We start from the raw sequence: 24,777 nt of genomic DNA, 5'->3' as shown, positions 1-24,777 counted from the left end.
CTTTTTTATTTCCCGAACCCAGAACGAAAGCCGCTGGCAACAGCGCATCCGGAGCAAGCCAATGAGCGACAAGAGCCACGATCCGAACCAGATGACCGGCGCCGCGATGATCGTCCGCGCGCTCATCGATCACGGCGTGACCGACATTTTCGGCTATCCCGGCGGCGCGGTGCTTCCGATCTATGACGAGATCTTCCAGCAGAGCGAGGTCCAGCACATCCTGGTCCGCCACGAGCAGGGCGCAGGCCACGCCGCCGAGGGCTATGCGCGCTCGACCGGCAAGCCGGGCGTTGCGCTGGTGACCTCCGGTCCCGGCGCCACCAACATGGTGACGCCGCTGACCGATGCGCTGATGGACTCGATCCCGCTGGTCTGCATCTCCGGCCAGGTGCCGACGCATCTGATCGGCAATGACGCGTTCCAGGAATGCGACACGGTCGGCATCACGCGGCCCTGCACCAAGCACAATTGGCTGGTGCGCGACGTCAATGATCTGGCCAAAGTCCTGCACGAAGCCTTTTACGTCGCGACCTCGGGCCGTCCCGGCCCGGTGCTGGTCGACGTGCCCAAAGACGTGCAGTTCGCGACCGGCACCTATCATCCGCCGCGCAAATCCGACGTGCACCGCTCCTACGCCCCGCGCGTGAAGGGCGATGCGACGCAGATCCGGAAAGCCGTGTCTCTGCTCGCCAATGCCAAGCGTCCCGTGATCTACAGCGGCGGTGGCGTCATCAATTCCGGCCCGGAGGCCACCAAGCTCCTGCGCGAGCTGGTCGAGGTCACCGGCTTCCCGATCACGTCCACGCTGATGGGCCTCGGCGCCTACCCGGCCTCGGGCAAGAACTGGCTCGGCATGCTCGGCATGCACGGCACCTACGAGGCCAACATGACGATGCATGATTGCGACGTCATGCTGTGCGTCGGCGCGCGCTTCGACGACCGCATCACCGGCCGCGTCGATGCGTTCTCGCCCGGCTCGAAGAAGATCCACATCGATATCGATCCGTCCTCGATCAACAAGAACATCCGTGTGGACGTGCCGATCATCGGCGACTGCGGCAACGTCCTCGGCGACATCATCCAGGTGTTCAAGGCGGAGGCGAAGAAGCCGGACATCAAGTCGTGGTGGCAGCAGATCGCGTTGTGGCGCGCTCGCAACTCGCTCTACTACAAGAAGAGCAGCGACGTCATCCTGCCGCAGCACGCGATCCAGAGCCTGTTCGAGGCAACGCGTGGCAAGGACACCTACATCACGACCGAGGTCGGCCAGCACCAGATGTGGGCGGCCCAGTTCTACGGCTTCGAGGAGCCGCATCGCTGGATGACGTCGGGCGGCCTCGGAACCATGGGATACGGCCTGCCGGCCGCGGTCGGCGTGCAGGTTGCCCACCCCGACAGCCTTGTCATCGACATCGCGGGCGATGCCTCGGTGCAGATGACGATGCAGGAGATGTCGACGGCGGTTCAGTACGAGCTGCCGATCAAGATCTTCATCCTCAACAACCAGTACATGGGCATGGTGCGGCAGTGGCAGCAGCTGCTGCACGGCAACCGGCTGTCGCATTCCTACTCGGAGGCGCTGCCGGATTTCGTCAAGCTCGCGGAGGCCTATGGCGCTGTCGGCCTGCAGGTGCACAAGCCTTCTGATCTCGACGGGGCCATCAAGGAGATGATCTCGGTCAAGCGCCCGGTGCTGTTCGACTGCCGTGTCGCCGCGCTCGAAAACTGCTTCCCGATGATCCCCTCAGGCAAGGCGCACAACGAGATGCTGTTGCCGGAGCAGGCCAACGACGAGGCGACGGCCAAGGCTTTCGCCGCCGGCAAGGCGCTGGTGTGAGGCGATGTTCGACCTGAGGGAGCTCGAGCGCGCACATGCGATCGTGGGGCAGGCGGTGCCGGCAACGCCGGCGCGCGGCTGGCCGCTGCTCGCTGAGCGCCTCGGCACCGAGGTCGTGGTCAAGCACGAGAACCATACGCCGATCGGCGCCTTCAAGGTGCGGGGCGGGCTGGTCTATCTCGACCGCCTGAAGCGCGAGTGGCCGAATACGCCAGGCATCATCTCGGCGACGCGCGGCAATCACGGCCAGAGCCTCGCATTCGCGGCGAGCCGCCACGGCGTGCCCGCGGTGATCTACGTGCCGCGGGGCAATTCGGTCGAGAAGAACCGCGCGATGAAGGCGTTCGGCGCCGAACTGGTCGAACATGGCGAGGATTTCCAGGCCGCCCGCGAGGAGGCCGAGCGCCGCGCGCAGTTCGCAGGGCTCCACATGGTGCCGTCGTTCCACCCGGACCTCGTGCTGGGCGTCGCGACCTATGCGCTCGAACTGTTCCGCTCGGCGCCCGATCTCGACATCCTTTATGTGCCGATCGGGCAGGGCTCCGGCATCTGCGGCTGCATCATGGCCCGCGATCTTCTGGGTCTGAAGACCGAGATCGTCGGCGTGCAGTCGACCGAGGCGCCGTCCTATGCGCTGTCGTTCGCGGCCGGCAAGGTGGTGACGACCGAGACTGCCAATACGCTCGCCGACGGCATGGCGACGCGTATCCCTGATGGGGATGCGCTGGCGCTGATCCGTAAGGGCGCCTCACGCATCGTGCAGGTCACCGACGGCGAGGTTGCCGCCGCAATTCGCGCCTACTGGACCGACACCCATAATCTCGCCGAAGGCGCCGGCGCTGCCGCGCTCGCTGCGGCACTGCAAGAAAAAAGCAAGCTGAAGGGCAAGCGCGTTGGTCTCGTGCTGTCTGGCGGCAATATCGATTTCGATCTGTTCCGCCGTTGGGTCGGGGCGGCCGCGCCGGCGATGGCGTGACGGAGAGACAAGAGGGGACGACAATGAACCAGCCTGCATCCGCCTACTTCATCGAGGACCGTCACGATCCCAACGAGACGCACACGCTCGCGGTGCTCGTGCAGAACGAGCCCGGCGTGCTCGCGCGCGTGATCGGCCTGTTCTCGGGCCGCGGCTACAACATCGAGAGCCTCACCGTCTCGGAGACCGAGGCCCAGAAGCATCTGTCGCGCATCACCATCGTCACGACGGGAACGCCGATGGTGATCGAGCAGATCAAGCACCAGCTCGACCGCATGATCCCGGTCTACCGCGTCGTCGACATGACCCAGACCAAGCGCTCGATCGAGCGCGAGCTGGCGATGGTCAAGGTGCGCGGCCAGGGCGAGCATCGCGTCGAGGCGCTGCGGCTGGCGGATGCGTTCCGCGCCCGGGTGATCGACGCCACGACCGAGAGCTTCGTGTTCGAGATCACAGGCAACACGGACAAGATCAACCAGTTTATCGACCTGATGCGCCCGCTCGGCCTTGTCGAGGTGTCGCGCACCGGCGTTGCCGCGATCGGTCGCGGGCCTGAAGGGATGTGAACCATGCTGGCGCGCGACTGGTACTATAACGAGCGGAACCGGATGGGGATCGAGCCCGCTGTGGCCTCGATCTACGACAACGATGACGATGCCGACCTGCGGGCGCGCGCCGCGCTGAAAATGCTCGGAGTGCAGCGCGGCTGGCGCATCGCCGATATCGGCTGCGGCAACGGCGTGCTTGCCACCGAAGCCGCGCTGATGGGCGCGGAGGTCGACGCCATCGACATCTCGCCGGCGATGCTGGCGCTCGCCGAAATCTACGCCCGCGACCGCAAGGCGCCCGTGCGCACCCAGTCGGCCGGCCTGCTCAGCTTCGCCTACCGGCCGGAATCCTATGACCTGATCGTCAGCGAGTTCACGCTGCACCATCTTCCGGATTTTTGGAAGGTGGTGGCGATGTCGCGGATCTATCGTGCGCTCAAGCCTGGTGGCAGCTTCTATTTGCGCGACATCGTCTACGCCTCGATGCCCGATGCGATCGAGCGCGACATCGAGCAATGGGCGGACTTCCACATCAAGAACCACGATTTTTCCCGCGAGGGCGTGGTGACGCATATGCGGGACGAATATTCCACTTTCGGCTGGGTCATGGAGCGGATGCTGACCGATGTCGGCTTTACGCTGGTCTCGGCCGATTACCACGCGCCGATGCATGGCACTTATCTGCTGCGGAAACCCAATTCTTCCACGTAACGGCCGGCGAGCAAGGCTAGTCCAGAATAACAACAGGGCTGCACGACAGGGCAGAACCGGAAACAACAATGAAGCCGGCCGACATCCTCATCGCCGTCATGGTGGCGATCATCTGGGGGCTTGCCTTCGTGGCGAGCCGGATCGCGCTCGAGGAGTTACCGCCGGAGCTGATGACGGCGATGCGTTTCACCATCGCCGCGGTGCCGTGCCTGTTCATCCGCAAGCCCAAGATTGCGTGGACCCTGTTGATCGCGATCAGCTTCACGCTGTTTCTCGGCCAGTTTCTATCGCAGGCCTATGGCATCGCCCACGGCGTGCCGGTCGGGCTGACCAGCGTTGTCGTGCAAAGCCAGGCGCTGTTCACCATCGGCTTTGCCACGATCGCGTTCGGCGAGCGCCCGACACCGGTGCAGGCGCTCGGCATCGTCATCGCCGCCGCTGGCCTCCTGATGATCTGCGGCACCGTCGGTTATGATTTCAGCGTCACCGCCTTTGCTGTGCTGATGATCTCGCCGGTCAGCTTTGCCGTCGGCAATCTGCTGCTGCGCGGTGCCCGCGGAGTGCCGATGTTCGACCTGTTCGCCTGGCTGTGCCTTGCCTCGGCCGTGCCGCTATTCGTGCTGGCGCTGATCGCCAACGGGCCGGCGCCGACCTGGACCTCGCTGACGCAGATGTCGCTGACATCGGCTCTCTGCATGCTGGCGCTGGGCGGCATCTCCACCAGCATCGCCTATTGGCTGTGGGGCCGCCTCTTGCGCGACTATCCGGCCGCCCAGGTGGTGCCGTTCGCATTGCTCGTGCCGTTCGTCGGCTCGGCCGCCTCCAGCATCGTATTCGGCGAGCGGTTCGGGCCTCTGCGCCTGGCCGGCATGGTGACCGTGATCGCCGGCATCGCGGTGATGGTGCTGGCGCAGCGTCCCCGGGCGCTGCCGAAGACTGCCTGAGGTGCCTATGGCCTACTCGCTGTTCTACGCCTTCCTCGCCTTCATGGTCGTGATGTACTTCACGCCCGGGCCGAACAACATCATGCTGCTGTCCTCCGGACTCACCTACGGCTTCCGCCGCACCATCCCGCACATCGTCGGCATCGTCCTCGGCTTTGCTTTCATGGTCGCCACCGTCGGGCTTGGGCTCGGCACCGTCTTCCTGGCCTATCCGATCCTCCAGACCATCCTGAAATATGCTGGCGCCGCCTACCTGATCTACCTCGCCGTGGTGATCGCAATGTCGGGTCCTGCCAAGCCGGGCGAGGCGGACGGCCGCGGGCCGATGACCTTCTGGGGCGCGGCCATGTTCCAGTGGATCAACGCCAAGGGCTGGGTGATCGTGATCGGCACCATCACCGCTTATGCCGCGATCGCCCAATTCCCCCTGAACATCGCGATCCAGACCCTGATCAGCCTGCTGATCGGCACGGTCTCCACCGTGGTCTGGGCCTTGTTCGGCACTGCCTTGCGGCCCGTCCTGACCTCCGAGCGGCTGGTCCGCGCCTTCAACGTCCTGATGGCGATCCTGCTGCTCGCCTCGCTCTACCCCGTTTTCATGGATGCATGATGTCGCGGATTTCCATGCAGAAACGGGTTTCCCTAAGGGGCCGAAATGCTCTAGACAGCCCCCGAAATCCGCAAATTTCACCCTTCGGACACTGACCAACGGCCGATTTTCGGCCCGCAACGAGGAAACGACTATGCGTGTTTATTACGATCGCGACGCCGACCTGAACCTGATCAAGGGCAAGAAGGTCGCCATCGTCGGCTATGGCAGCCAGGGCCACGCCCATGCGCTCAACCTGAAGGATTCCGGTGTCAAGGAAGTGGCGATTGCGCTGCGCGCGGGTTCGGCCTCGCGCAAGAAGGCGGAGAATGCCGGCTTCAAGGTGATGGAAGTCGCCGAAGCCGCCAAATGGGCCGACCTCGTCATGATGCTGACCCCGGACGAGCTCCAGGGCGACATCTATCGCGAGCACCTGCACGACAACATGAAGAAGGGCGCCGCCCTGGTGTTCGCGCACGGCCTCAACGTCCACTTCAACCTGCTCGACCCGCGCGCTGACCTCGACGTGCTGATGATTGCGCCGAAGGGCCCTGGTCACACCGTGCGCTCGGAATATCAGCGCGGCGGCGGCGTTCCCTGCCTGATCGCGATCGCCAAGGACGTCTCGGGCAACGCCCATGACCTCGGCCTGTCCTACGCCTCGGCCATCGGCGGCGGCCGCGCCGGCATCATCGAGACCACCTTCAAGGAAGAGTGCGAGACCGACCTGTTCGGCGAGCAGGTGGTTCTGTGCGGCGGCCTGGTCGAGCTGATCAAGGGTGGCTACGAGACCTTGGTCGAAGCGGGCTACGCCCCGGAGATGGCCTATTTCGAGTGCCTGCACGAAGTGAAGCTGATCGTCGACCTGATCTATGAAGGCGGCATCGCGAACATGAACTACTCGATCTCCAACACCGCCGAGTACGGCGAGTATGTCACCGGCCCGCGCATCATCACCGACGAGACCAAGAAGGAGATGCGCAAGGTTCTGGCTGACATCCAGGGGGGCAAGTTCGCCCGCGACTGGATGCTCGAGAACAAGGTCAACCAGACCTCGTTCAAAGCCACCCGCGCCAAGCTCGCCGCGCACCCGATCGAGGAAGTCGGCGCCAAGCTGCGTGACATGATGCCCTGGATCAAGAAGGGCGCGCTGGTCGACAAGTCGAAGAACTGACCTCGACCATAGCGCAGCATCTGCATCGGATGGCTGGCTGCCGATCCGTCGGGAGCCGGTTCGAATTTTGGGACGCTTCCTAGACCGCTCCTGCAAAGGATTGGTCTGGGAAGCCGAACACCAAAAATTAAGCCCCCGGGCATAGATATTTGCGTGTAGTGACGGACATCCACTCGCGCGAAGCATTGCTGCTTCATTCAAATTCTTCGCGAGCTGAATTGCTCTCTGAGCAGCAAGAACTGACGCTTAAACCACATTCTTGATCTCGCGTCGTTTCTCACCTTTTCCGCACTCAGCTCAACGTCAAAACGTCAGCGTCTTCAGAGTCAAAGATTCGGCTCTTCATCCGCCGTCTCATCGCGCGCTGCATCTCGCTATGCGCGGTTCGCGTTCCGCTTCATCCTAAGATCCCGCATTCGCCGTGCTTTCTTGCCGCCCCTCGCTTGCACCGAAAGCGCCGTCGCTGCGGGACGTGTTCGAGGCTCACCGCGGCAAGCCCCAAGGTGCGCTACCAGATCACGCCGGACCCGCTGCGCCATCCGATCGGCGCCGTGCTGCCGAAACGGATGCTCGATCGCATCAGTGCCAAGCGGCTCGGGCCCTTGCCGCGCCCGGATGAACCGTGAGGTCGATCGCATGGCGGAAGGGGGGCTCAATCTGTTCATCGCGGGGATCGCGAAGCCGAACTCACTCCCTCGACCCTCACGGTGAAGAGTCGGGTGCCGCCGTCTCGAACATGCACGTCCGGGCCTCCCCCCTTCGAGCCGCCCGCTTCGTGGGCACCTCAGAGGTGAGGGGATCGCGCTGGGCCACGCGCCAACCCGTGCGGCCGTTCGTCGCCCGCTGACATTAAGCGAAGGTCGGACGCCAGATCGCGTTGCCTCCTCGTGACGGTTCCGTTACAATTTTATGACACGGTGCAGGCTTCCGGCTGCGCCGGACGCCGTAGCCGTCCCGGGGGCGGCTCGACGGCTTGGCATCACCCGCGCCGGATCAGAATTTGCGTGTCGTCGATGGCGTCCGCGCCCAATCCAGGTCCCTCTGCCTCCACCTCCGTCCTGGCGAGCGTCGCCGCGCTCGGCATCTGGCGGCTGCTCGCGGTTGCGGTGCCGCATCTCGCCGCGCTGGCGCTCATGTACGAAACCGAGACCGATTTCGGCTCACGTCTCTCCTTCGCGCTGGCCTGGGGCGTCCTCAACTTCTCCTGGATCACGCTGCTGCGGCGGCCGGCGCTGTCGGGCGCGCTGTCGCTCACCATGGTCGTCGTGCTGGTGCTGCTGTCGCGGCTCAAGCACGACGTGGTGCAGATGACGGTCAACTTCATCGACCTGATGATGATCGACCGCGATACCATCGCGTTCCTGTTCACCATCTTCCCGAATTTGCGTTGGTCGGTGATCCTGGCCGGTCTCGTCACGCTGCCGCTGATGTATGCGCTGTGGTGGCTCGATCCGTTCCGGATCCGCCGTCTGCCTGCGCTCGCGTCCATGCTCGCCTGTCTCGCTGCGCTCGTCGGCTATTCGCTGTATCATCCTGACGAGGCTTGGCGCGGCTATTACGACGACGGCTATCTCTCGAAGTTTTTCCGCTCCGGCGTCACCGCAGTCTCCGATTTCGCGCAGTACGGTTTCATGGAGTCGGCAGGCTCGACCAATGAGCGGCTCAACATGCCGCTGATCGATGCCTGCCATCCTGCGGGTCGCCGGCCGAACATCATCATGATCCATGATGAATCGAGTTTCGACATCCGCGCGGCTGATGGCATCAAGGTGCCGCAGGGCTATGGCAGCCATTTCAAGTCCTGGGACGGCAGGCAGCGCACGTTCCTCGCCGAAAGCAATGGCGGGCCGAGCTGGTTCACCGAATACAACGTGCTCGCCGGACTGTCCTCGCGCTCGTTCGGCCGCTTCGCCTATTTCGTGACGCGCATCGCCTCGAACCGGGTCGAGCGCGGCTTGCCGCTGGCGCTGCGCCGCTGCGGCTACGATACGATGTCGCTTTATCCCGCCAATGGCGGCTTCATGGGCGCACGCAGCTTCCAGCTGACGACCGGTATCGAGCGCTTCCTCGACGCAAAAGACCTTGGCGCCAGGGACGTCGAGCCGGACAGCTTCTTCTATGACAAGGCGCTGCAGCTGATGGGCCAGCAGCCGCCGAACAAGCCGCTCTTCACCTTCATCTATCTCGGCGCTAATCATTTCCCCTGGGAGACGCGCTACCGCCCGGACCTGCTGCCGAACTGGCATGCGCCGGGCAACGTGCCGTCCATCGACGAATATCTGCGCCGGCAGGCGATGAGTGCCGAGCAATACAAGGCGTTCGTCGCGGGCCTGAAGAAGAATTTTCCGAGCGAGCCGTTCCTGATCGTGCGCTATGGCGATCACCAGCCGGAATTCGCGCCGAACCTGCTCGAGCCCGGGCTCGACGAGGGCGCGATCGGCAAGAAGCTCGACGCTTACGATCCGCGTCTCTACGCGACCTATTACGCCATCGATGCCGTTAATTTCGAGCCGGTCAAAACCGAGGCTGTGATGGATACGGTCGACGGCCCCTATCTGCCCCTGGTGATCCAGGAGGCCGCCGGCATCCCGCTCGATCCGTCCTTCGCCGAGCAGAAGCAGATCATGCTCCGCTGCAAGGGCATCTTCTACGGCTGTAAGAACGGCGCCGAGGCGCGGCGGTTGAATCGGTTGCTGATCAATGCCGGGATGATCCGGGGGCTGTAGCTGTGAGGACCGGCAAGCAGAATCGTAGGGTGGGCAAAGCGAAGCGTGCCCACCATTCCGTCGTGGTGGGCACGGCGCTTACGAGCCTTTGCCCACCCTACGAGATGCTTGCTTAACGTTCACCCACTTTCCCCCACAGCCACTTCGCCACCGCATCCGGAGATGAATTCGCATCATTGCCGCTGGCGCGCAGGTTTGCCTCGCGCATCGTGGCGATATCGATCTTGCCGAGCAGCGGCGTGAGCGCCGCCTGCAATTTCTCATCGCCGGCGCGCTTTGGTGCGAGCAGCAGGATCGCGTCGTAAGGCGGGATCGCGTGCTTGGGATCGTCGAGCGCGACAAGATCGTATTTCGCGATCAGCCCGTCGCTGGTGTAGCCGGCGATGACGTCGACCTCGCCGCTGGCGACCGCCGCATACATGAAGTCCGGTTGCATCTGGCGCTGGCTGCGGAACGAGAGGCCGTAGGCTTTTTGCAGCGCCGCCCATTCTGGCCGCGAGAAGAATTCGTAGTCCCCGGCAATTGACATCGCCGGCGCATGCACGGCGAGATCGGCAATGCTGCGGATATGAAGCGCCTCGGCGCGCTGCTTCGGCATCACCAGCGCATAGGCGTTCTCGAAGCCGACCTCGCCGACTAGGGTGATGTTGTCCTGCGCGAGCGAGGTCTTAAGTTCAGCCAGCAACTCCGCGCGCGGCTTGATGTCGGTACGGTGCAGCTGATTGGCCCAGAGCGTCCCAGAATAGTCGACATAGAGATCGATATCGCCGGCTTTCAGCGCCTCGAAGATCACGCTGGAGCCGAGGCCCGACCGTGCCGTGGCGGGGAGACCCGCCGCCTGGAGGCGGTCGCGGAGCAGGGCCGACAGCACATATTGCTCGGCAAATGTCTTGGCGCCGACGACATAGGTCTGCGGCGAGCGCGCCATCGTCGGCACCAGCGTCGCGGCGACCAGCGCCGCGATTCCAATACCGCCAAGGGCGGTGTGCACGCGGCGGCGCCGGCGCAGACCGCTCTCGATCAGGCCGAGCAATTGATCGACCGCGAGCGCGAGCAGCGCCGAGGCTAAGCAGCCGAACAGCACGAACACCCAGTTCTGGGTCTGAAGCCCTGCAAAGATGTAATTGCCGAGGCTGGTCTGGCCGATCGGGGTCGAGAGCGTCGCGGTGCCGATCACCCACACCGCGGCAGTGCGGATGCCCGCCATCATCACCGGCAAGGCCAGCGGCAGCTCGACCATGACGAGCGACTGCCGTGCCGTCATGCCGACGCCCTTGGCAGCTTCGATCAGAGCCGGATCGATGCCATTGAGGCCGGTGATGCCGTTGCGCAGCACCGGCAGCATCGAATAGAGCGCCAGCGCGAGCATCGCCGGCAGGAAGCCGAAGGCCGAGAAGGCGACGCCGAACCAGGCGAGTGCGACCGAGGCAGCCAGCAGCAGGAGTGGATAGAACAGCGCGAGGAGCGCCAGCCCCGGCACCGTCTGCACGATGCTCGCGAGCGCTAGCAGGACCGCGCGCGGCGCGGGCCGATTTCGCGTCAGGATCGCCAGCGGCAGGCTGGCGGCGAGACCGAGCGCGAGCGCGGCGAGGCTGACCCGCACATGATTGCCGAGATAGTCGGGCAGATGCGCCAGCGCCTCGCCCCAGCGCGGATCAGTGAGGAGGCTCATGCCGGACCGCTCTGCGACAATAGCGCGTTCAACCGCTCGACCTGGCGCCGCGGCGTGCGCAGCAGCTCCAGCGCATAGGCGTCTCCGCTGTTCGAGAGCTCTGCCGGTGTGCCCTGCGCTACCAGCTTGCCGCCGCGCATCACCGCGATGCGGTCGGCGAGCAGGATGGCCTCGGTCATGTCATGTGTGATCATCACGGTGGTCAGACCTAGCTTGCGGTGCAGCGCGCGATAATCGTCGCCGAGCGCATCGCGGGTGAGGGGATCGAGCGCGCCGAACGGCTCGTCCATCAGTACGATGCGCGGACGCGCCGCCAGTGCCCGCGCGACGCCGACGCGCTGCTGCTGACCGCCCGACAATGCCTCCGGAAGCCGGTCACGATGTGCAGCCCCGTCGAGCTGTACGAGTTCGATCAGTTCGTCCACACGCGCGGCGATATCCGCCACCGGCACGCCCAGCAGCTTCGGCGTGATCCCGATATTGTCGGCGACGCTCAGATGCGGAAACAACCCGCCGCTCTGGAAGACATAGCCGATCCGCCGCCGCAGCGCGACCGGATCGACGTTTCGCACGTCCTCGCCCTCGACGGTAATGGTGCCGCCATCGGACTCGATCAGCCGGTTGGCGAGCCGCAGCAGCGTGGTCTTGCCCGAACCCGAGCCGCCGACGATGGCCACAAACTCGCCTTCGGCAATGTCGAGCGAGACGTCAGCAACGGCCTTGAGCGGGCCAAAGCTTTTGGTGACACGCTGGTAGCTGATGGCAGCGTTGGAATGCATTGGAGGAGCTCATTCTTTCTTACCTCCCCTGGAGAGACCCTCCAGGGGAGAGTAAGAGCACGGCAAGAGCCCATGCGTAGCACGCTTGACGGCTTGATTGAACTTGGCGGCGCGAGAGGCTAAGGCATCGGACCAAGTCTGGAGGAAACACATGACAACGCCCACGGCGGTGGCGCTGGAAGATGCCAAGGTCGCGTTCCGGCTCGCAGACGGGCGGGTCTATACGGCGGTGGAGCAGGCGCATCTCACGGTGGCGCAGGGCGAGTTCGTCGCCATCGTCGGGCCGACCGGCTGCGGAAAATCGACGCTGCTCAACGTCGCCGCCGGCCTGCTCAAGCCTGCCGCCGGCAGCGTCAAGATTTTCGACCGGCCGCTGGCGGGGCTGAACCGGGACGCCGGCTACCTGTTCCAGGCCGACGCGCTGTTCCCCTGGAAGACTGCGCTGGACAACGTCGCGATCGGGCTCGAGATCAAGGGCACGCCGCGCGCCGAAGCGCTGCCGCGGGCGCAGAAATGGCTGACATCCGTCGGCCTCGGCGCCTTCGCGGGCCGCTATCCGCACATGCTCTCCGGCGGCCAGCGCAAGCGCGTGGCGCTGGCGCAGGTGCTGATCCGCGATCCAAAGATCCTGCTGATGGACGAGCCGTTCGGCCCGCTCGATGCACAGACCCGGCAGGTGATGGGAAACCTGCTGCTCGACCTCTGGAATGCCGACCGCAAGGCCGTGCTGTTCGTGACCCATGATCTCGAAGAAGCAATCGCGCTCGCCGACCGCGTCGTGATCATGTCGGCCGGGCCGTCTTCGCGCATCATCGGCGACTGGCGCGTGAGCCTGCCGCGCCCGCGCGATATATTCGAGGTGCGGCTCGACAAGGAATTCCACGCGCTCCATCGCGAGATCTGGAGCGTGCTCAAGGACGAGGTGATGAAGGGTTACGCGCAATCCACCCATGCGGCGGAGGCGGTCTGATGTCGCGTCCGACGCTGTTCGCGCTGCAAGTCCTGGTCGCGGTCATCTGCATCGTGCTGTGGCAGGTGCTGTCCACCGTTCCGGTGTTCGGCAAGATCCTGCTGCCGCCGTTCTTCTTCTCCAACCCGTTCGACGTGTTCAGCCAGATCGTGAAATGGTTCGCTTCCGGCGTGATCTGGAAGCATCTCGGCATCACGCTCGCGGAATCGATCCTCGCCTTCGTGATCGGATCGCTCGGCGGCGTCCTCGTCGGCTTCTGGTTCGCGCGCCAGCCGCTGGTTGCCGCGGTGTTCGATCCCTACGTGAAGATGGTGAATGCGCTGCCGCGCGTCGTGCTCGCGCCGATCTTCGCGCTGTGGCTCGGCCTCGGCATCTGGTCCAAGGTCGCGCTCGGCGTGACGCTGGTGTTCTTCATCGTGTTCTTCAACGTCTATCAGGGCGTCAAGGAAGTCAGCCGCACCGTGCTCGACAACGGCCGGATGCTCGGCATGAGCGAGCGGCAACTGATGCAGCACGTCTACTGGCCGTCGGCGCTGTCGTGGATGTTTTCGTCGCTGCACACTTCCGTCGGATTCGCGGTGGTCGGCGCGGTCGTCGGCGAATATCTGGGATCGGCGGCGGGGCTCGGCTATCTGATCCAGCAGGCCGAAGGCGTGTTCGACGTCGCTGGCGTGTTCGCCGGCATGTTCGTGCTGTCGGCCTTCGTCATCCTGATCGACTTCGGGGTCACGCTGGTCGAGCGGCGGCTGCTGGTATGGCGGCCGACCGCGTCGGACGGGCGGGGCTAGGCGCAATGCGTCTTGCGGGAATTAGTGCGAGCTGAGGCGGCAGTTAACCTCTCCCGCAAGCAAGCGAGAGAGGCGGCGCGAAGCGCCGGGCAAAGGCGGCGGCGAGCGACAGGCCGGCAGCAAGGCGATTCATGGTGATCCTCCCCACAAGGATTATTGTTGTGGGCCCATGCTATTGCGCCGAAAGGCCGATGGCCAGAGCCTCCGCCTGCGCTTCTCAAGCCCGTCCCTCTGCTCTATGGTGCGGCGGGCCGAACGGAGGAAACCAATGAAGAACACGATTGCCAGGCTCGCCGGCGCGCTGCTCGCGCTGACGCTCACCACCGGATTTGCCGCGGCGCAAAGCAAGGTCACCATCGCCGTCGGCGGCGGCGCCTGCCTGTGCTATCTGCCGACGGTGCTGGCGAAGCAGCTCGGCGAATACGAGAAGGCTGGCCTCAATGTCGAACTGGTCGACCTCAAGGGCGGCTCGGACGCGCTCAAGGCCGTGCTCGGCGGCAGCGCCGACGTCGTCTCCGGTTATTTCGACCATTGCGTCAACCTCGCGGCCAAGAAGCAGGAGCTTCAGGCCTTCGTGGTCTATGACCGCTATCCCGGCCTCGTGCTGGTTGTCGCCTCCTCGCGAACCAACGACATCAAATCGATCAAGGATCTTGCCGGCAAGAAGGTCGGCGTCAGCGCGCCCGGCTCCTCCACCGACTTCTTTCTGAAATATCTTCTGAAGAAGAACGGGCTCGACCCCGCCGGTACCGCCGTGATCGGCGTCGGCCTCGGCGCCACCGCGGTCGCCGCGATGGAGCAGGGCCAGATCGACGCGGCCGTGATGCTCGACCCCTCCGTGACCGTGCTCCAGGGCAGCCACAAGGATCTGCGCATCCTTTCTGACACCCGCACCCAGAAGGATACGCTCGAGACGTTCGGCGGCGAATATCCCGGCGGCGCGCTGTACTCGACGGCGGCCTGGGTTAATGGGCACGAGAAGGAGACGCAGGCGCTCACCAACGCGATGCTGGCCACGCTCGCCTGGATCCATTCACATTCGCCCGAGGAGATCATGGCGAAGATGCCGGATGAGATGGTCGGCAAGAACAAGGACCTCTATCTCGCCGCGCTGAAGAACACGATTCCGATGTTCTCCCAGACCGGCAAGATGGACCCGAAGGGCGCGGACGCCGTGCTCGCGGTGTTCAGCGTCGGCTCGCCAGAGGTCGCCAACGCCAAGATCGACGTCAGCAAGACTTTTACCAATAAGTTCGTCGACCAGGCCAAGAAGACCACGGGGAGCGCCAAATAACTGACGCGAACGCGTTGTAATCAGGCGTCATGACGTCACCTGTCATTCATCGCGTCACGACGCTTGATCTTGCCGTGCGGCCGACGGTTTGGCCGTTTGCTGAGGAGCGCCGCGTCGAGATCGCGGCGCATTTCGCCGAGAAGCAGCGCGAGCGGCCGAAGATCTGGAACGGCCGCATCCTGCTCGGCCGCGATCCCGTGTTCGCGGACGGCCGTCTGGCCGCGACCTATTCCGAAGTGGATTTCGCAAGCTTCCTCGCCTGGCGCGACTGGGGATTTCCGGACCCCTCCGTGTTCAACGGTTTCGGCATGGGGGCGCTGCGCGCATCCGACGGTGCTTTCGTCATGGGCGAGATGGCGCCCCACACCGCCAATGCAGGCCGGATCTATTTCCCCTCGGGGACACCCGATCCGGGCGACGTCAGGGACGGCAGGCTCGATATTCCCGGCAGCGTCGTTCGCGAGCTCGAGGAGGAGACCGGGCTCACGGCCGACGATTATCGGGCCGAAGCGGATTGGCACTGTGTCGTCTCCGACCGTACGATTGCGATGATCCGGGTGCTCAACCTGGATATGCCGGGCGACGTTGCGCGCGCCCGGATCGAGGCCAATCTGGCGCGCGAGGCCGAACCGGAGCTGTCGGCCATTCATCTCGTGCGCGGGATGGATGATCTCACGCCGACCATGCCGCGATTTGTCACGGCCTTTATCGCGCAGCAGTTCGCATCGCGCTGATGCGCGAGGCTTGACATCGCTGCGCGCAGCCCATGTGATGGGCAAAAAAGCAAAAGCAACAAGACTGCAATGCACAATCGTCCAGGGAGGTTTAGATGCGCCTGCGCATGGCTGCCCGCTTGGTACGTGGGCTGTTGGTCGCGATAGCAGCGACGGGCTTGGCGGCGTCCGCTGAGGCCCAAGAGAAGAAGATCAAGATCGGTGTCGTCTTTGATTTGACCGGGCCTCTCGCGGGCGGCGGCTCCGAGCTGAACTATGTCGGCACAAAGATTATCCTCGACCATTTCGCCAAGACGGGTGTCGAGGGTTACAAGGTCGAGGCCGTCTATGCCGACGCGCAGAGCAAGCCCGACATCGCCATCAACGAATCCGTCCGCCTGCTCGAGCAGGAGAAGGTCGACATGGTGCTCGGTTTCTTCTCCTCGGCGCAATGCGTGCCGGTCGCCGCGCGCGTCGAGCAGCTCAAGAAGTTCATGTGGATGACGACCTGCATCTCGTCGGCCGTGTTCAACGAGAAGGGCTACAAATACGTGTTCCGTCCGCAGGCGAGCGGCGACCAGTTCGGCATGATGACGATGGATTTCATCGCGCAGAATGCCAAGACGAAGCTCGGCAAGGAGCCGGGCGAGCTGCGCGTCGCCATCATCCACGAGGACGGCGCCTATGGCGTCGACGTCTCCAAGGGCAACGAGGCCGGCGCGAAGAAGGCGGGCTTCAACGTCGTGCTCAAGGAAGGCTATTCGGCGACCGCGCCGGATCTCTCCGCGCTGGTGACCAAGCTGAAGCGCGCCAAGCCGGACGTCATCTTCCACACCGGCTACAACCCCGACATCACGCTCCTGCTGCGGCAGGCCCGCGAGCAGGGCCTGAAATTCGCTGCGCTGATGGGACATGGCGCCGGCTACGGCGTCTATGAGAAGCTCAAGGAGGGCATGGGCGCGGACGCCACCTATATCTTCAACACCGACCCGATCTCGATCTGGCTCGCCAACCAGAAGACGATGGACCCGAAGCTCGGGCCCGTCATCAAGATGGTCGGAGAGGAATTCGACAAGATCAAGCCCGGCGTCGCCATCCGCTCCGCCCATGTCGGCATCGGCGCGTCCAACACCTACGTCTTCATGAACGACGTGCTGCCGCGCGCGATCAAGACGTATGGCGGCGTCGATCCGGACGCACTGCGCAAAGCCGCGCTCGACACCGACATTCCCGAAGGCGGCACCATGCTCGGCTTCGGCGTCAAGTTCTACGGCGAGGGAACGCCGATGGCCGGGCAGAACGAGCGCTCCTTCCCGGTGGTGATCCAGTACATCGACGACAAATCCTACGTAGTGTGGCCCAAGAGCCAGGCGCAGCGCGAAGCCGTGCTGCCGCTGCCGAAGGGCACCACCTACAGCAACCAGTAGCGGCAATACTTTTGACAAGGAGAGCGGGTCGGTGTTGGAAGTCAGCGGGCTGGTGAAACGGTTCGGCGGCTTCACCGCCGTCAACAACGTGTCGTTCAAGGTCGAGGAGGGCGAGATCCTCGGCCTGATCGGACCCAACGGCTCGGGCAAGAGCACGATCTTCAACATGCTCTCCGGCACGCTGGCGCCGACCTCCGGTTCGATCCTGTTCGGCGGCTCCGAGATCGCGGGCCTCGCGCCGCACCGGATCATCAACAGCGGCATCGGCCGCACCTTCCAGATCCCGCGCCCGTTCCGCCGGCTGACCATTTTCGAGAATGTCGCGCTCGCCGGTTTCTACGGCCAGGGCCGCCATAGCCGCGCCCGGGCGGAGGAGGCGGCCGAGCGATCGCTCGCCATGGTCGGCCTGCCGATCGATCGGCACGCCAGCGTCGATGGTCTCGGCGCCGCCGGCCTCAAGAAGCTCGAGCTCGCAAAGGCGCTCGCCACCGCGCCAAAGCTGCTGCTCGCCGATGAGAGCCTCGGCGGCCTCGACGAGGCCGAGATGGACCAGGCGGCCGACATGCTGCGCAACATCCGCGACGAGCTCGGCATCACCATCATCTGGGTCGAGCACATCATGGGCGTGCTGATGCGGGTCGTCGACCGCGTCATGGTGCTCGACCACGGCGAGAAGATCTCGGAAGGCCTGCCAAGCGCGGTCGCCGGCGATCCGCGCGTCATCGAGGTCTATCTCGGCACCGACGCCGAGACCACGCAGGCCGCGGCCGCCGAAGCGCGCCGCCGCGCGGGAGGGCAATGATGCTGGAGCTCCGCGGCGTCGATGCCGGCTATGGCACCTTCCAGGCGCTGTTCGACGTCGATCTCGACGTCAAGGCCGGCGAGGCCGTCGGCGTCATCGGCCCCAACGGGGCCGGCAAGACCACCCTGATGCGCGTCATCTCCGGCCTGATCCGTCCCACGCGCGGATCGATCAGGATGGAGGGCGTCGATGTTGTCGCAACGCCGCCGCACAAGATCGTCAGCCTCGGCATTGCCCACGTTCCCGAAAACCGGCGGCTGTTTCCGCAGCTGACGGTCGACGACAATCTCAAGATGGGCGCCTTCATGAAGGAGGCGCGCGGCCATTATGCCGAGCGGCTGGAGGTCGTGTTCGACCTGTTTCCGCGGCTCAAGGAGCGCCGGCATCAGATGGCCGGCACCATGTCCGGCGGCGAGCAGCAGATGTGTGCGATCGGCCGCGCGATGATGTCCAATCCGAAGCTGCTGCTGCTGGACGAGCCCTCCGCCGGGCTTGCGCCGGTCGTGGTGCAGCAGGTGTTCGAGCTGGTGAAGCGGATCCGTGCCAGCGGGCTGACGGTGCTGATCGTGGAGCAGAACGTGCAGCAAGTGCTGAAGGTGGTCGATCGCGCCTATCTGATCGAGGCGGGCACGATCCGGGCGTCGGGCACCTCGGCCGAGATGCTGGCGAGCGACACGGTCAAGGAAGCGTATCTCGGGGTGTGAGGCTCATGCAGGCGTTCCTGGATGTTTTCGATATCTACCTGCTGGAGGCCGTGATCAACGGCATCCTGCTCGGCGGCGTGCTGGCGCTGCTCGCGCTCGGGCTCAACTTGATTTTTGGCGTCATCGACGTGACCTGGATCTGCTACGCCGAGCTCGTGATGATCGGCATGTACGCCATGTACTTCATGGTGCAGTATTACGGCGTCAGCTATTTCGTCGCCGCGCCGCTCACGATCCTGCTGGTCGCGCTGCTTGGCGCGCTCCTGCATTACCTCGTCATCGCACCGCTGCTCACAGCGCCACCAATCAACCAGTTGCTTGCGACCGGCGGCGTGCTGTTCGTGCTGCAGAGCTTTGCCACCGTCGCCTTCGGCATCGATTTCCGCAATCTCGGCATCCGCCTGCCGGTGCTGGCCTTCGGCGACATGAATTTCAGCTACGCCCGACTGCTCTCGTTCCTCGCCGCGCTGGTCGGCATGGTCGCAGTCTATCTGTTCATGACACGCACCTTCACCGGCACCGCGATCCGCGCCATCTCGCAGGACCGGCAGATCATGGCGCTGATGGGTGTCGACACCAAGCGGATCTATCTCATCACCTCCGCGCTCGGCGGCGCGCTGGCCGGGCTCGCCGCTTGCCTCCTGGTGCTGCAATATGACGTGCATCCCTTTGTCGGCCTCTCGTTCGGGCCGATCACCTTCCTGATCTGCGTGCTCGGGGGCCTCGGCAATTTCATCGGCGGCTTCATCGCGGCCTTCGTGTTCGCCGAGATCATCTCGCTCGGCGGCCTGTTCTCCGATCTCGAATGGGGCTATGTGCTCGCCTTCGCCTTCTTCATCGTGATGATGTTCATCCGGCCCGCGGGCCTGCTGGCGAGGCGCCGATGACGGGGCAGGGGCGTCTCACCGCATGGGGGATCGGACTGGCGGTGCTGGTCGCGCTGCCGTTCGTCTATCGCGACCCCTATCATGTGCACATCCTGGTGCTGATCCTGATCTGGTCGTTCGCCTATACGTCCTGGTCGATGATGGGACGGTTCGGCCTCGTCTCGCTCGGCCATGGCGGCTTCATGGGGATCGGCGCCTATGTCACCGCGCTGTTGTGGAATCATCTGGGCCTGTCGCCCTGGATCGGCATTCCCATCAGCATGGTCGCGGCCGGCGCGCTGGCGCTGATCGTCGGCTATCCCTGCTTCCGCTTCCGCATCACCGGGCACTATTTCGTGCTGGTGACGCTGGCGCTCTCAGGCATCGTGCTCCAGGTCATCACGGCGACGCGTGACTATACCGGCGGCTCGCTCGGCTACACCCCGAACCGGGCCTCCGGCAACAAGCTGCTGGCCCTGCAGTTCGACGATAAGACCACCTGGTACTTGGTCGCGCTCGCGGCCTGGTTGTTCGGCATCGTGGCCTGGCACTGGATCGACCGCAGCATGGCGCGCTATGCGCTGGAGGCGATCTCGGAGGACGAGGACGCCGCGGCCGCCGCCGGCGTCAACGTCACCGCGGAGAAGCTGAAGATCACGCTGCTCAGCGCGCTGATGACGGCGCTCGCCGGCGCGATTTACTGCCAATACCAGATGTTCATCACGCCCGACACGGTCAGCGGCATCGCGGTGTCGCTGCAGATGGTATTCGCCGCCATCGTCGGCGGCCTGTTCGTCTCGCTCGGCCCGACCTTCGGCGCGATCATCACGATCCTGCTGGCCGAGACCCTGCGCATCGGCTTCGGCACCAAGGCGGTCGGCTGGGACAACCTCGTCTACGGCGTGCTGCTCGTGCTCTTCATCATATTCCTTCCCAAGGGCATCCTTGGTAGCTTGCTCGACCGATTGAAGCCCCAACGCAAGGTGCCCCGCGCTCATGAGCAAGAAGCCGTCCAGATCGCTCGCCCAGGAACTTGACCGCTACATCGCGCCCTTCCGCTACGACGGATCGGGCAAGTTTCACCTCAAGGACTACAAGACGAACGAGAAGGGCGATCTCGACAAGGAGAAGGCGCAGGAGCTTCTCGACGCCAACAAGAAGCGGCTGGTCGACTTCCAGGAGAAGCTCTACGCCCAGGACCGCTGGTCGCTGCTGATCGTGTTCCAGGCCATGGACGCCGCCGGCAAGGACAGTGCGATCAAGGCGATCTTCGAGGGCATCAATCCGCAAGGCTGCGAGGTCACCGCCTTCAAGGCGCCGAGCAGCAAGGAGCTCGATCACGATTTCCTTTGGCGCCACGTCGTCGCGCTGCCCGAGCGCGGCCATATCGGCATCTTCAACCGCTCGCATTACGAGGAATGCCTGGTGACGCGCGTGCATCCGGAAATCCTCGCCAAGCAGAAGCTGCCGCAGAAGCTCGTGACCAAGAACATCTGGAAGGAGCGGTTCGAGGACATCGCCGCGTTCGAACGTTACCTCACGCGTAACGGCACCGTGGTGCTGAAGTTCTTCCTCAACCTCTCCAAGGACGAACAGCGCGAACGTTTTCTCGACCGCCTGGAGATTCCGTCCAAGCAGTGGAAGTTCTCCATGGACGACATCAAGGAGCGCGCGCTGTGGCCGCGTTACCAGGCGGTCTATCAGGACATCGTCCGGCACACGGCAACGCCGCATGCGCCGTGGTACGTCGTGCCGGCCGACCACAAATGGTTCGCGCGCGTCGTGATCGGCTCGGTGATCAATGCCGCGCTCGAAAAGCTCGACCTGCGCTTCCCGCGCGCCGACAAGGCCTCGCTCGAGGAATTCAAGGCGGTGCGCAAGGCGCTTGAGAAGGAGGGAAAGGACGGCAAGAAGTGACGGTGAACGGCGGCTGCGACAGCATGCGAGAACAGAAATCGAAAACAACCCCATGCACAGTAGCCGGTGACAGCGGAATCAATGGCTTGGCCGACTGGCGTGATGTCGTTGCGGATTTTACGAAATTGGCTTGACGCGTCGGGCAAAACAGGGGCATGATGGCATCATCGCAGCAGGTCGAGCTCGGATCTTGCGAGGGGGGCGAAGCGACTTGTCCGTCGTAACTCGAAGAGCGAAGGCGGAGGCATGCCCACCATTTTTTATCTCGACGAGTGGTGGGCACAGAGCAAGTGCGCCTTTGCCCACGCTACGATTGTGCGAGACGATCGTTCGCAGCGCCGCTAACGTTGCGGCCGAAGGAACTCGCGCTAAATGTGATCCCGTGCGCCTTTGATCCCGCTTGACAGTTTTGTGGCACGGGAGGAGCATCGTCACGGTCGCAAACAAGCGACGCCAAACGTCCACATCAGAGCAAGGGGAGGTCTATGACGCCACCTCCGCAAATCCAGCCGCGTTAATTGCGATGGAGCTCGTTCGGACTATCGCATAGCGGCGAAAACCGCGAACGGCACGCCGGGACAAGGTTTAGCGGGCCGCATCAGTGAGGCAAGGCCCCTACCGTCCCGGCGCTGTATTTCGATCGCGCTTGATGACGCGCTGAACGCTGTGGATGGCCGTGACGAGGCCGACCGGCGTGTTTGACATCCTGTTTTCTCTCCTCCTCCTCGCCGTCATTCCGGGCCGAACCCCGGAATGACGGGAGAGATTTGGCGCGTCTCGCACGGCGAAGCCGGGCCGCGGACGTTCGCAGTTCCCATTCCTGCACTGCGGCAAATGCCAAGAGAAAGTCGCCTCATTGGCCAATTTCCGACACAGCGCCGGGGCGAATGACGACGGTCCGACATGACGCAGTGCTTCGGCGGGGGCGATGCCGACTCCGCCGGCGCATTCATTTTTTCCAGGGAACCATCGTGTCGCATAAGCTTGTCCCGGCGCTCCTCGCCGCTCTGTTCCTCGCGATCTCGTCGTCCTGTGTCGCCCACGCCGAGCCGCCCGGTCCGGCCGCCAATCATGCGGCCGCGTTGTCGCCTGACGAGGCGAAGCGCGCGCTGGAAACGCTCCAGGACGACAAGAAGCGCGCGCAGATGATCGACACGTTGCGCGTGATCGCGAACGCATCCGGTCCGCAGCAGTCCGCGCCCGAGCAGACATCGCCAATCCCGCTCTCGGCGGACGGTCTCGGCGCGCAGCTCCTGCTCACGGTGTCGGAGCAGATCGGCGAGATCTCGCGCGAGATCGCCAGCATGGCGCGGACGCTGACGCATTTCCCGGCGTTCTATTACTGGATCGTGCGCACCGCCAATGATCCCGCCGCCTACAATCTGCTGATCGAGATCGCCTGGAAGCTCGCGCTTGTGCTCGGCTGCGCGCTCGCGGCCGAATGGGCGATCTTCCGCCTGATCCGGCGTCCGGTGGCGTTCCTTGAGGGGCGCGTGCCGCAAACCGCGCGCGTGCCGGTGCACGCGCTGCCGATCGCCGATCCGCCATCGTCGGTCGCCGACGTGACGCCGGCGCCCGAATTGCAGAAGCGATGCCATAGCCTCGCGCGGGTCTGGCAATTGCTGCTGCGGCTGCCCTTCGTGCTCGGCCGCCTGCTGCTCGAGCTGCTGCCGGTGTTCGTGTTCATCGGTGTCGCCACCGCCTTGCTCGGCACCGAGATCGGGGATCCCGTCATCGTCCGTTTCGTGATCCTCGCGGTCGTCAACGCCTATGCATTCTCGCGCGGGCTCATCTGCGTCGTTCGGGCGTTGGCCGGGCCGTTCGGCTTGTTTCCGGTACGCGCCGAGACCGCGGCCTACATCGAGATCTGGGCGCGCCGTATCGTCGGCGTCGGCGTCTCCGGCATCGCCTTTGCCAATGTGGCGCTGCTGCTCGGACTGCACCGCGCCGGCTATGCCGCGCTGCTGCGCATGGTGATGCTGGTCGTGCATCTCTTCATCGTCGTCATCATCCTGCAATGCCGCCGCCAGGTCGCCGAGGCCATCCGCGCGCCGGCCGAGCGGCAGGGCATCGCCGCCCGCCTGCGCAACCGCATCGCCGCCGGCTGGCACTACCTTGCCATCGCGCTCGACCTCGCATTGTGGGCGGTGTGGGCGCTCAATATCCGCAACGGCTATTCGCTGCTGCTGCAATATTTCGTCGGCACCATCGCGGTGGCGCTGATCACGCGCGTCGCGATCATGGTGACCCTGAGCCTGATCGACCGCGGCTTCCGCATCAGGCCGGAGATCCTCCAGCGCTTTCCGGGCCTCGAGGTCCGCGCCAACCGCTATCTGCCGCTGCTGCGCAGGATCGTCTCCGGCGTGATCGCCTTCATCGGCTTCGTCGCCGTGCTCGAAGTCTGGGGCGTCGATGCCATCGTCTGGTTCTATGGTGGCCAGATCGGCAGCCGGCTGATCTCGGCGGTGGTGACGATCGGATTGGCCGCGTTTATCGCGGCGGCAATCTGGGAAGCCAGCAATGCGCTCCTGGACCGCCAGATCAATTCGCTGTCGCGAGACGGGCACTACGCCCGGGCCGCGCGCCTGCGCACCTTCCAGCCGATGCTGCGAACTGCCTTGCTCTGCCTGATCGCCGCCGTCGTAGGCCTCACCGCGCTGAGCGAGATCGGCGTCAATGTCGCACCGCTGCTGGCCGGTGCCGGCATCGTCGGCATCGCCATCGGCTTCGGCTCGCAGAAGCTGGTGCAGGATCTCATCACCGGGCTATTCCTGCTGCTGGAGAACACGGTCCAGGTCGGCGACACCGTCAGCGTCTCGGGTCTCTCGGGCGTCGTCGAGAACGTCTCGATCCGCACCATTCGCCTGCGCGCCGGCGACGGCGCCGTGCACATCGTGCCGTTCAGCGCGGTCACCACCATCACCAATGCCAGCCGCGGCGCCGGCAATGCCTCGGTCAGCGTCAATGTCGCCTACAAGGAGGACACCGATCGCGCCGGCCAGATCCTCAAGGACATCGTCGACGAGATGCGGCGCGAGCCGGAGTTTCGCGCGGCGATCCGCGGCGACCTCGAATTGTGGGGTATCGACAAGGTCGACGGCGCCATGGTCTCGATCGTCGGTCAGATCCGCTGCACCGAGGCCGGCCGCTGGCCGGTCCAGCGCGAATTCAACCGCCGCATGAAGCTGCGCTTCCAGCAGCACGGCGTCGAGATCGCATCGCCGGTCCAGACGATCCTGATGCAGATCGCGCCGCCCGCGGATGGCGCGGCCAATCTGACGCCGCGGCGGGCGGCCGGATAAGTTCTGGCTTGCCTCTGCCCGTGCGGCAGCGTTCACTC

General features: G+C 64.5%; 22 protein-coding genes. 20 read left to right on the top strand and 2 right to left on the bottom strand.

Annotation, left to right across the window (positions count from 1 at the left end; genetic code table 11):
* Window positions 1-61 precede the first annotated feature (61 nt).
* The 9 genes from AC5V87_RS30840 (at window position 62) to AC5V87_RS30800 (ending at window position 9,505) form a co-directional block, all read left to right on the top strand.
* Window positions 62-1,837, top strand: a complete 1,776-nt coding sequence (locus AC5V87_RS30840) for an acetolactate synthase 3 large subunit (RefSeq protein ID WP_456836685.1) — start codon at window positions 62-64, stop codon at window positions 1,835-1,837.
* 4 nt (window positions 1,838-1,841) lie between these two features.
* On the top strand, window positions 1,842-2,813 hold the full coding sequence (locus tag AC5V87_RS30835) for a threonine dehydratase (protein WP_495368743.1): 972 nt from the start codon (window positions 1,842-1,844) through the stop codon (window positions 2,811-2,813).
* A gap of 23 nt (window positions 2,814-2,836) precedes the next feature.
* A complete protein-coding gene (gene ilvN / locus AC5V87_RS30830; protein WP_027572493.1) occupies window positions 2,837-3,379 on the top strand; it encodes an acetolactate synthase small subunit in 543 nt (180 codons plus the stop codon).
* 3 nt (window positions 3,380-3,382) lie between these two features.
* The gene (locus tag AC5V87_RS30825; protein ID WP_456836687.1) at window positions 3,383-4,072 is read left to right on the top strand and encodes a class I SAM-dependent methyltransferase; all 690 of its coding nucleotides are present in this window, start codon (window positions 3,383-3,385) and stop codon (window positions 4,070-4,072) included.
* Window positions 4,073-4,140: 68 nt separating this feature from the next.
* Entirely contained in the window at window positions 4,141-5,016 is an 876-nt protein-coding gene (locus AC5V87_RS30820; protein ID WP_495368742.1) for an EamA family transporter, read from the top strand.
* Window positions 5,017-5,023: 7 nt separating this feature from the next.
* Window positions 5,024-5,626: a LysE family translocator gene (locus AC5V87_RS30815; protein WP_456836689.1), complete on the top strand. Its 603-nt coding sequence runs from the start codon at window positions 5,024-5,026 to the stop codon at window positions 5,624-5,626.
* Between the two features lie 133 nt (window positions 5,627-5,759).
* Entirely contained in the window at window positions 5,760-6,779 is a 1,020-nt protein-coding gene (gene ilvC, locus AC5V87_RS30810) for a ketol-acid reductoisomerase (protein ID WP_495368741.1), read from the top strand.
* Between the two features lie 503 nt (window positions 6,780-7,282).
* Entirely contained in the window at window positions 7,283-7,405 is a 123-nt protein-coding gene (locus AC5V87_RS30805) for a hypothetical protein (RefSeq protein WP_495368740.1), read from the top strand.
* A 387-nt stretch (window positions 7,406-7,792) separates the two neighbouring features.
* Window positions 7,793-9,505, top strand: a complete 1,713-nt coding sequence (locus AC5V87_RS30800; protein WP_495368739.1) for a sulfatase-like hydrolase/transferase — start codon at window positions 7,793-7,795, stop codon at window positions 9,503-9,505.
* Between the two features lie 112 nt (window positions 9,506-9,617).
* Here the strand turns inward: AC5V87_RS30800 and AC5V87_RS30795 are convergent, their stop codons facing one another.
* Together AC5V87_RS30795 and AC5V87_RS30790 are read right to left on the bottom strand one after the other, a co-directional pair.
* Window positions 9,618-11,177: a glycine betaine ABC transporter substrate-binding protein gene (locus tag AC5V87_RS30795; RefSeq protein ID WP_495368738.1), complete on the bottom strand. Its 1,560-nt coding sequence runs from the start codon at window positions 11,175-11,177 to the stop codon at window positions 9,618-9,620.
* Entirely contained in the window at window positions 11,174-11,956 is a 783-nt protein-coding gene (locus AC5V87_RS30790) for an ATP-binding cassette domain-containing protein (protein ID WP_456836693.1), read from the bottom strand. Before AC5V87_RS30790 ends, AC5V87_RS30795 begins: the two co-directional genes overlap by 4 nt.
* A 151-nt stretch (window positions 11,957-12,107) precedes the next feature.
* Between AC5V87_RS30790 and AC5V87_RS30785 the strand changes: the two genes are divergently transcribed.
* The 11 genes from AC5V87_RS30785 (at window position 12,108) to AC5V87_RS30735 (ending at window position 24,739) form a co-directional block, all read left to right on the top strand.
* Window positions 12,108-12,926, top strand: coding sequence for an ABC transporter ATP-binding protein (locus AC5V87_RS30785; RefSeq protein WP_456836694.1), 819 nt, complete (start codon window positions 12,108-12,110; stop codon window positions 12,924-12,926).
* A complete protein-coding gene (locus tag AC5V87_RS30780) occupies window positions 12,926-13,714 on the top strand; it encodes an ABC transporter permease (RefSeq protein WP_456836695.1) in 789 nt (262 codons plus the stop codon). The genes AC5V87_RS30785 and AC5V87_RS30780 overlap by 1 nt, the downstream gene beginning before the upstream one ends.
* A 268-nt stretch (window positions 13,715-13,982) precedes the next feature.
* The gene (locus AC5V87_RS30775) at window positions 13,983-15,008 is read left to right on the top strand and encodes an ABC transporter substrate-binding protein (RefSeq protein WP_495368737.1); all 1,026 of its coding nucleotides are present in this window, start codon (window positions 13,983-13,985) and stop codon (window positions 15,006-15,008) included.
* A 29-nt stretch (window positions 15,009-15,037) separates the two neighbouring features.
* Entirely contained in the window at window positions 15,038-15,742 is a 705-nt protein-coding gene (locus AC5V87_RS30770) for an NUDIX hydrolase (RefSeq protein WP_495368736.1), read from the top strand.
* A gap of 95 nt (window positions 15,743-15,837) precedes the next feature.
* Window positions 15,838-17,148: an ABC transporter substrate-binding protein gene (locus AC5V87_RS30765; protein WP_456836698.1), complete on the top strand. Its 1,311-nt coding sequence runs from the start codon at window positions 15,838-15,840 to the stop codon at window positions 17,146-17,148.
* A 31-nt stretch (window positions 17,149-17,179) separates the two neighbouring features.
* On the top strand, window positions 17,180-17,950 hold the full coding sequence (locus tag AC5V87_RS30760) for an ABC transporter ATP-binding protein (protein ID WP_495368735.1): 771 nt from the start codon (window positions 17,180-17,182) through the stop codon (window positions 17,948-17,950).
* Window positions 17,950-18,654 (top strand): ABC transporter ATP-binding protein, encoded by a 705-nt coding sequence (locus AC5V87_RS30755; RefSeq protein ID WP_495368734.1) that lies wholly within the window; start codon window positions 17,950-17,952, stop codon window positions 18,652-18,654. Before AC5V87_RS30760 ends, AC5V87_RS30755 begins: the two co-directional genes overlap by 1 nt.
* Before the next feature lie 5 nt (window positions 18,655-18,659).
* Window positions 18,660-19,541 carry a branched-chain amino acid ABC transporter permease gene (locus AC5V87_RS30750; protein ID WP_456836701.1) on the top strand — a complete coding sequence of 294 codons (882 nt, stop codon included), beginning with the start codon at window positions 18,660-18,662 and terminating at the stop codon, window positions 19,539-19,541.
* Window positions 19,538-20,557, top strand: a complete 1,020-nt coding sequence (locus AC5V87_RS30745) for a branched-chain amino acid ABC transporter permease (RefSeq protein WP_495368733.1) — start codon at window positions 19,538-19,540, stop codon at window positions 20,555-20,557. Before AC5V87_RS30750 ends, AC5V87_RS30745 begins: the two co-directional genes overlap by 4 nt.
* Entirely contained in the window at window positions 20,517-21,437 is a 921-nt protein-coding gene (locus tag AC5V87_RS30740; protein ID WP_456836703.1) for a polyphosphate kinase 2 family protein, read from the top strand. The genes AC5V87_RS30745 and AC5V87_RS30740 overlap by 41 nt, the downstream gene beginning before the upstream one ends.
* Before the next feature lie 971 nt (window positions 21,438-22,408).
* The gene (locus AC5V87_RS30735; protein ID WP_495368732.1) at window positions 22,409-24,739 is read left to right on the top strand and encodes a mechanosensitive ion channel domain-containing protein; all 2,331 of its coding nucleotides are present in this window, start codon (window positions 22,409-22,411) and stop codon (window positions 24,737-24,739) included.
* The last annotated feature ends 38 nt before the right edge of the window (window positions 24,740-24,777 follow it).

This window comes from Bradyrhizobium sp. SOJA106 (genome assembly GCF_059448745.1).
The sequence above is the reverse complement of the archived record's forward strand: the minus strand, read 5'-3'. Positions and strand labels throughout refer to the sequence as shown.

Bases quoted from the DNA above. Each gene is read 5' to 3' on its own strand.
- AC5V87_RS30785 (WP_456836694.1), top strand. From the start codon at position 12,108: ATGACAACGCCCACGGCGGTGGCGCTGGAAGATGCCAAGGTCGCGTTC.
- AC5V87_RS30815 (WP_456836689.1), top strand. From the start codon at position 5,024: ATGGCCTACTCGCTGTTCTACGCCTTCCTCGCCTTCATGGTCGTGATG.
- ilvC (WP_495368741.1), top strand. From the start codon at position 5,760: ATGCGTGTTTATTACGATCGCGACGCCGACCTGAACCTGATCAAGGGC.
- AC5V87_RS30790 (WP_456836693.1), bottom strand. From the start codon at position 11,956: ATGCATTCCAACGCTGCCATCAGCTACCAGCGTGTCACCAAAAGCTTT.
- AC5V87_RS30835 (WP_495368743.1), top strand. From the start codon at position 1,842: ATGTTCGACCTGAGGGAGCTCGAGCGCGCACATGCGATCGTGGGGCAG.
- AC5V87_RS30825 (WP_456836687.1), top strand. From the start codon at position 3,383: ATGCTGGCGCGCGACTGGTACTATAACGAGCGGAACCGGATGGGGATC.
- AC5V87_RS30795 (WP_495368738.1), bottom strand. From the start codon at position 11,177: ATGAGCCTCCTCACTGATCCGCGCTGGGGCGAGGCGCTGGCGCATCTG.
- AC5V87_RS30770 (WP_495368736.1), top strand. From the start codon at position 15,038: ATGACGTCACCTGTCATTCATCGCGTCACGACGCTTGATCTTGCCGTG.
- AC5V87_RS30740 (WP_456836703.1), top strand. From the start codon at position 20,517: ATGAGCAAGAAGCCGTCCAGATCGCTCGCCCAGGAACTTGACCGCTAC.
- AC5V87_RS30755 (WP_495368734.1), top strand. From the start codon at position 17,950: ATGCTGGAGCTCCGCGGCGTCGATGCCGGCTATGGCACCTTCCAGGCG.
- AC5V87_RS30750 (WP_456836701.1), top strand. From the start codon at position 18,660: ATGCAGGCGTTCCTGGATGTTTTCGATATCTACCTGCTGGAGGCCGTG.
- AC5V87_RS30765 (WP_456836698.1), top strand. From the start codon at position 15,838: ATGCGCCTGCGCATGGCTGCCCGCTTGGTACGTGGGCTGTTGGTCGCG.
- AC5V87_RS30775 (WP_495368737.1), top strand. From the start codon at position 13,983: ATGAAGAACACGATTGCCAGGCTCGCCGGCGCGCTGCTCGCGCTGACG.
- AC5V87_RS30780 (WP_456836695.1), top strand. From the start codon at position 12,926: ATGTCGCGTCCGACGCTGTTCGCGCTGCAAGTCCTGGTCGCGGTCATC.
- ilvN (WP_027572493.1), top strand. From the start codon at position 2,837: ATGAACCAGCCTGCATCCGCCTACTTCATCGAGGACCGTCACGATCCC.
- AC5V87_RS30840 (WP_456836685.1), top strand. From the start codon at position 62: ATGAGCGACAAGAGCCACGATCCGAACCAGATGACCGGCGCCGCGATG.
- AC5V87_RS30800 (WP_495368739.1), top strand. From the start codon at position 7,793: ATGGCGTCCGCGCCCAATCCAGGTCCCTCTGCCTCCACCTCCGTCCTG.
- AC5V87_RS30820 (WP_495368742.1), top strand. From the start codon at position 4,141: ATGAAGCCGGCCGACATCCTCATCGCCGTCATGGTGGCGATCATCTGG.
- AC5V87_RS30745 (WP_495368733.1), top strand. From the start codon at position 19,538: ATGACGGGGCAGGGGCGTCTCACCGCATGGGGGATCGGACTGGCGGTG.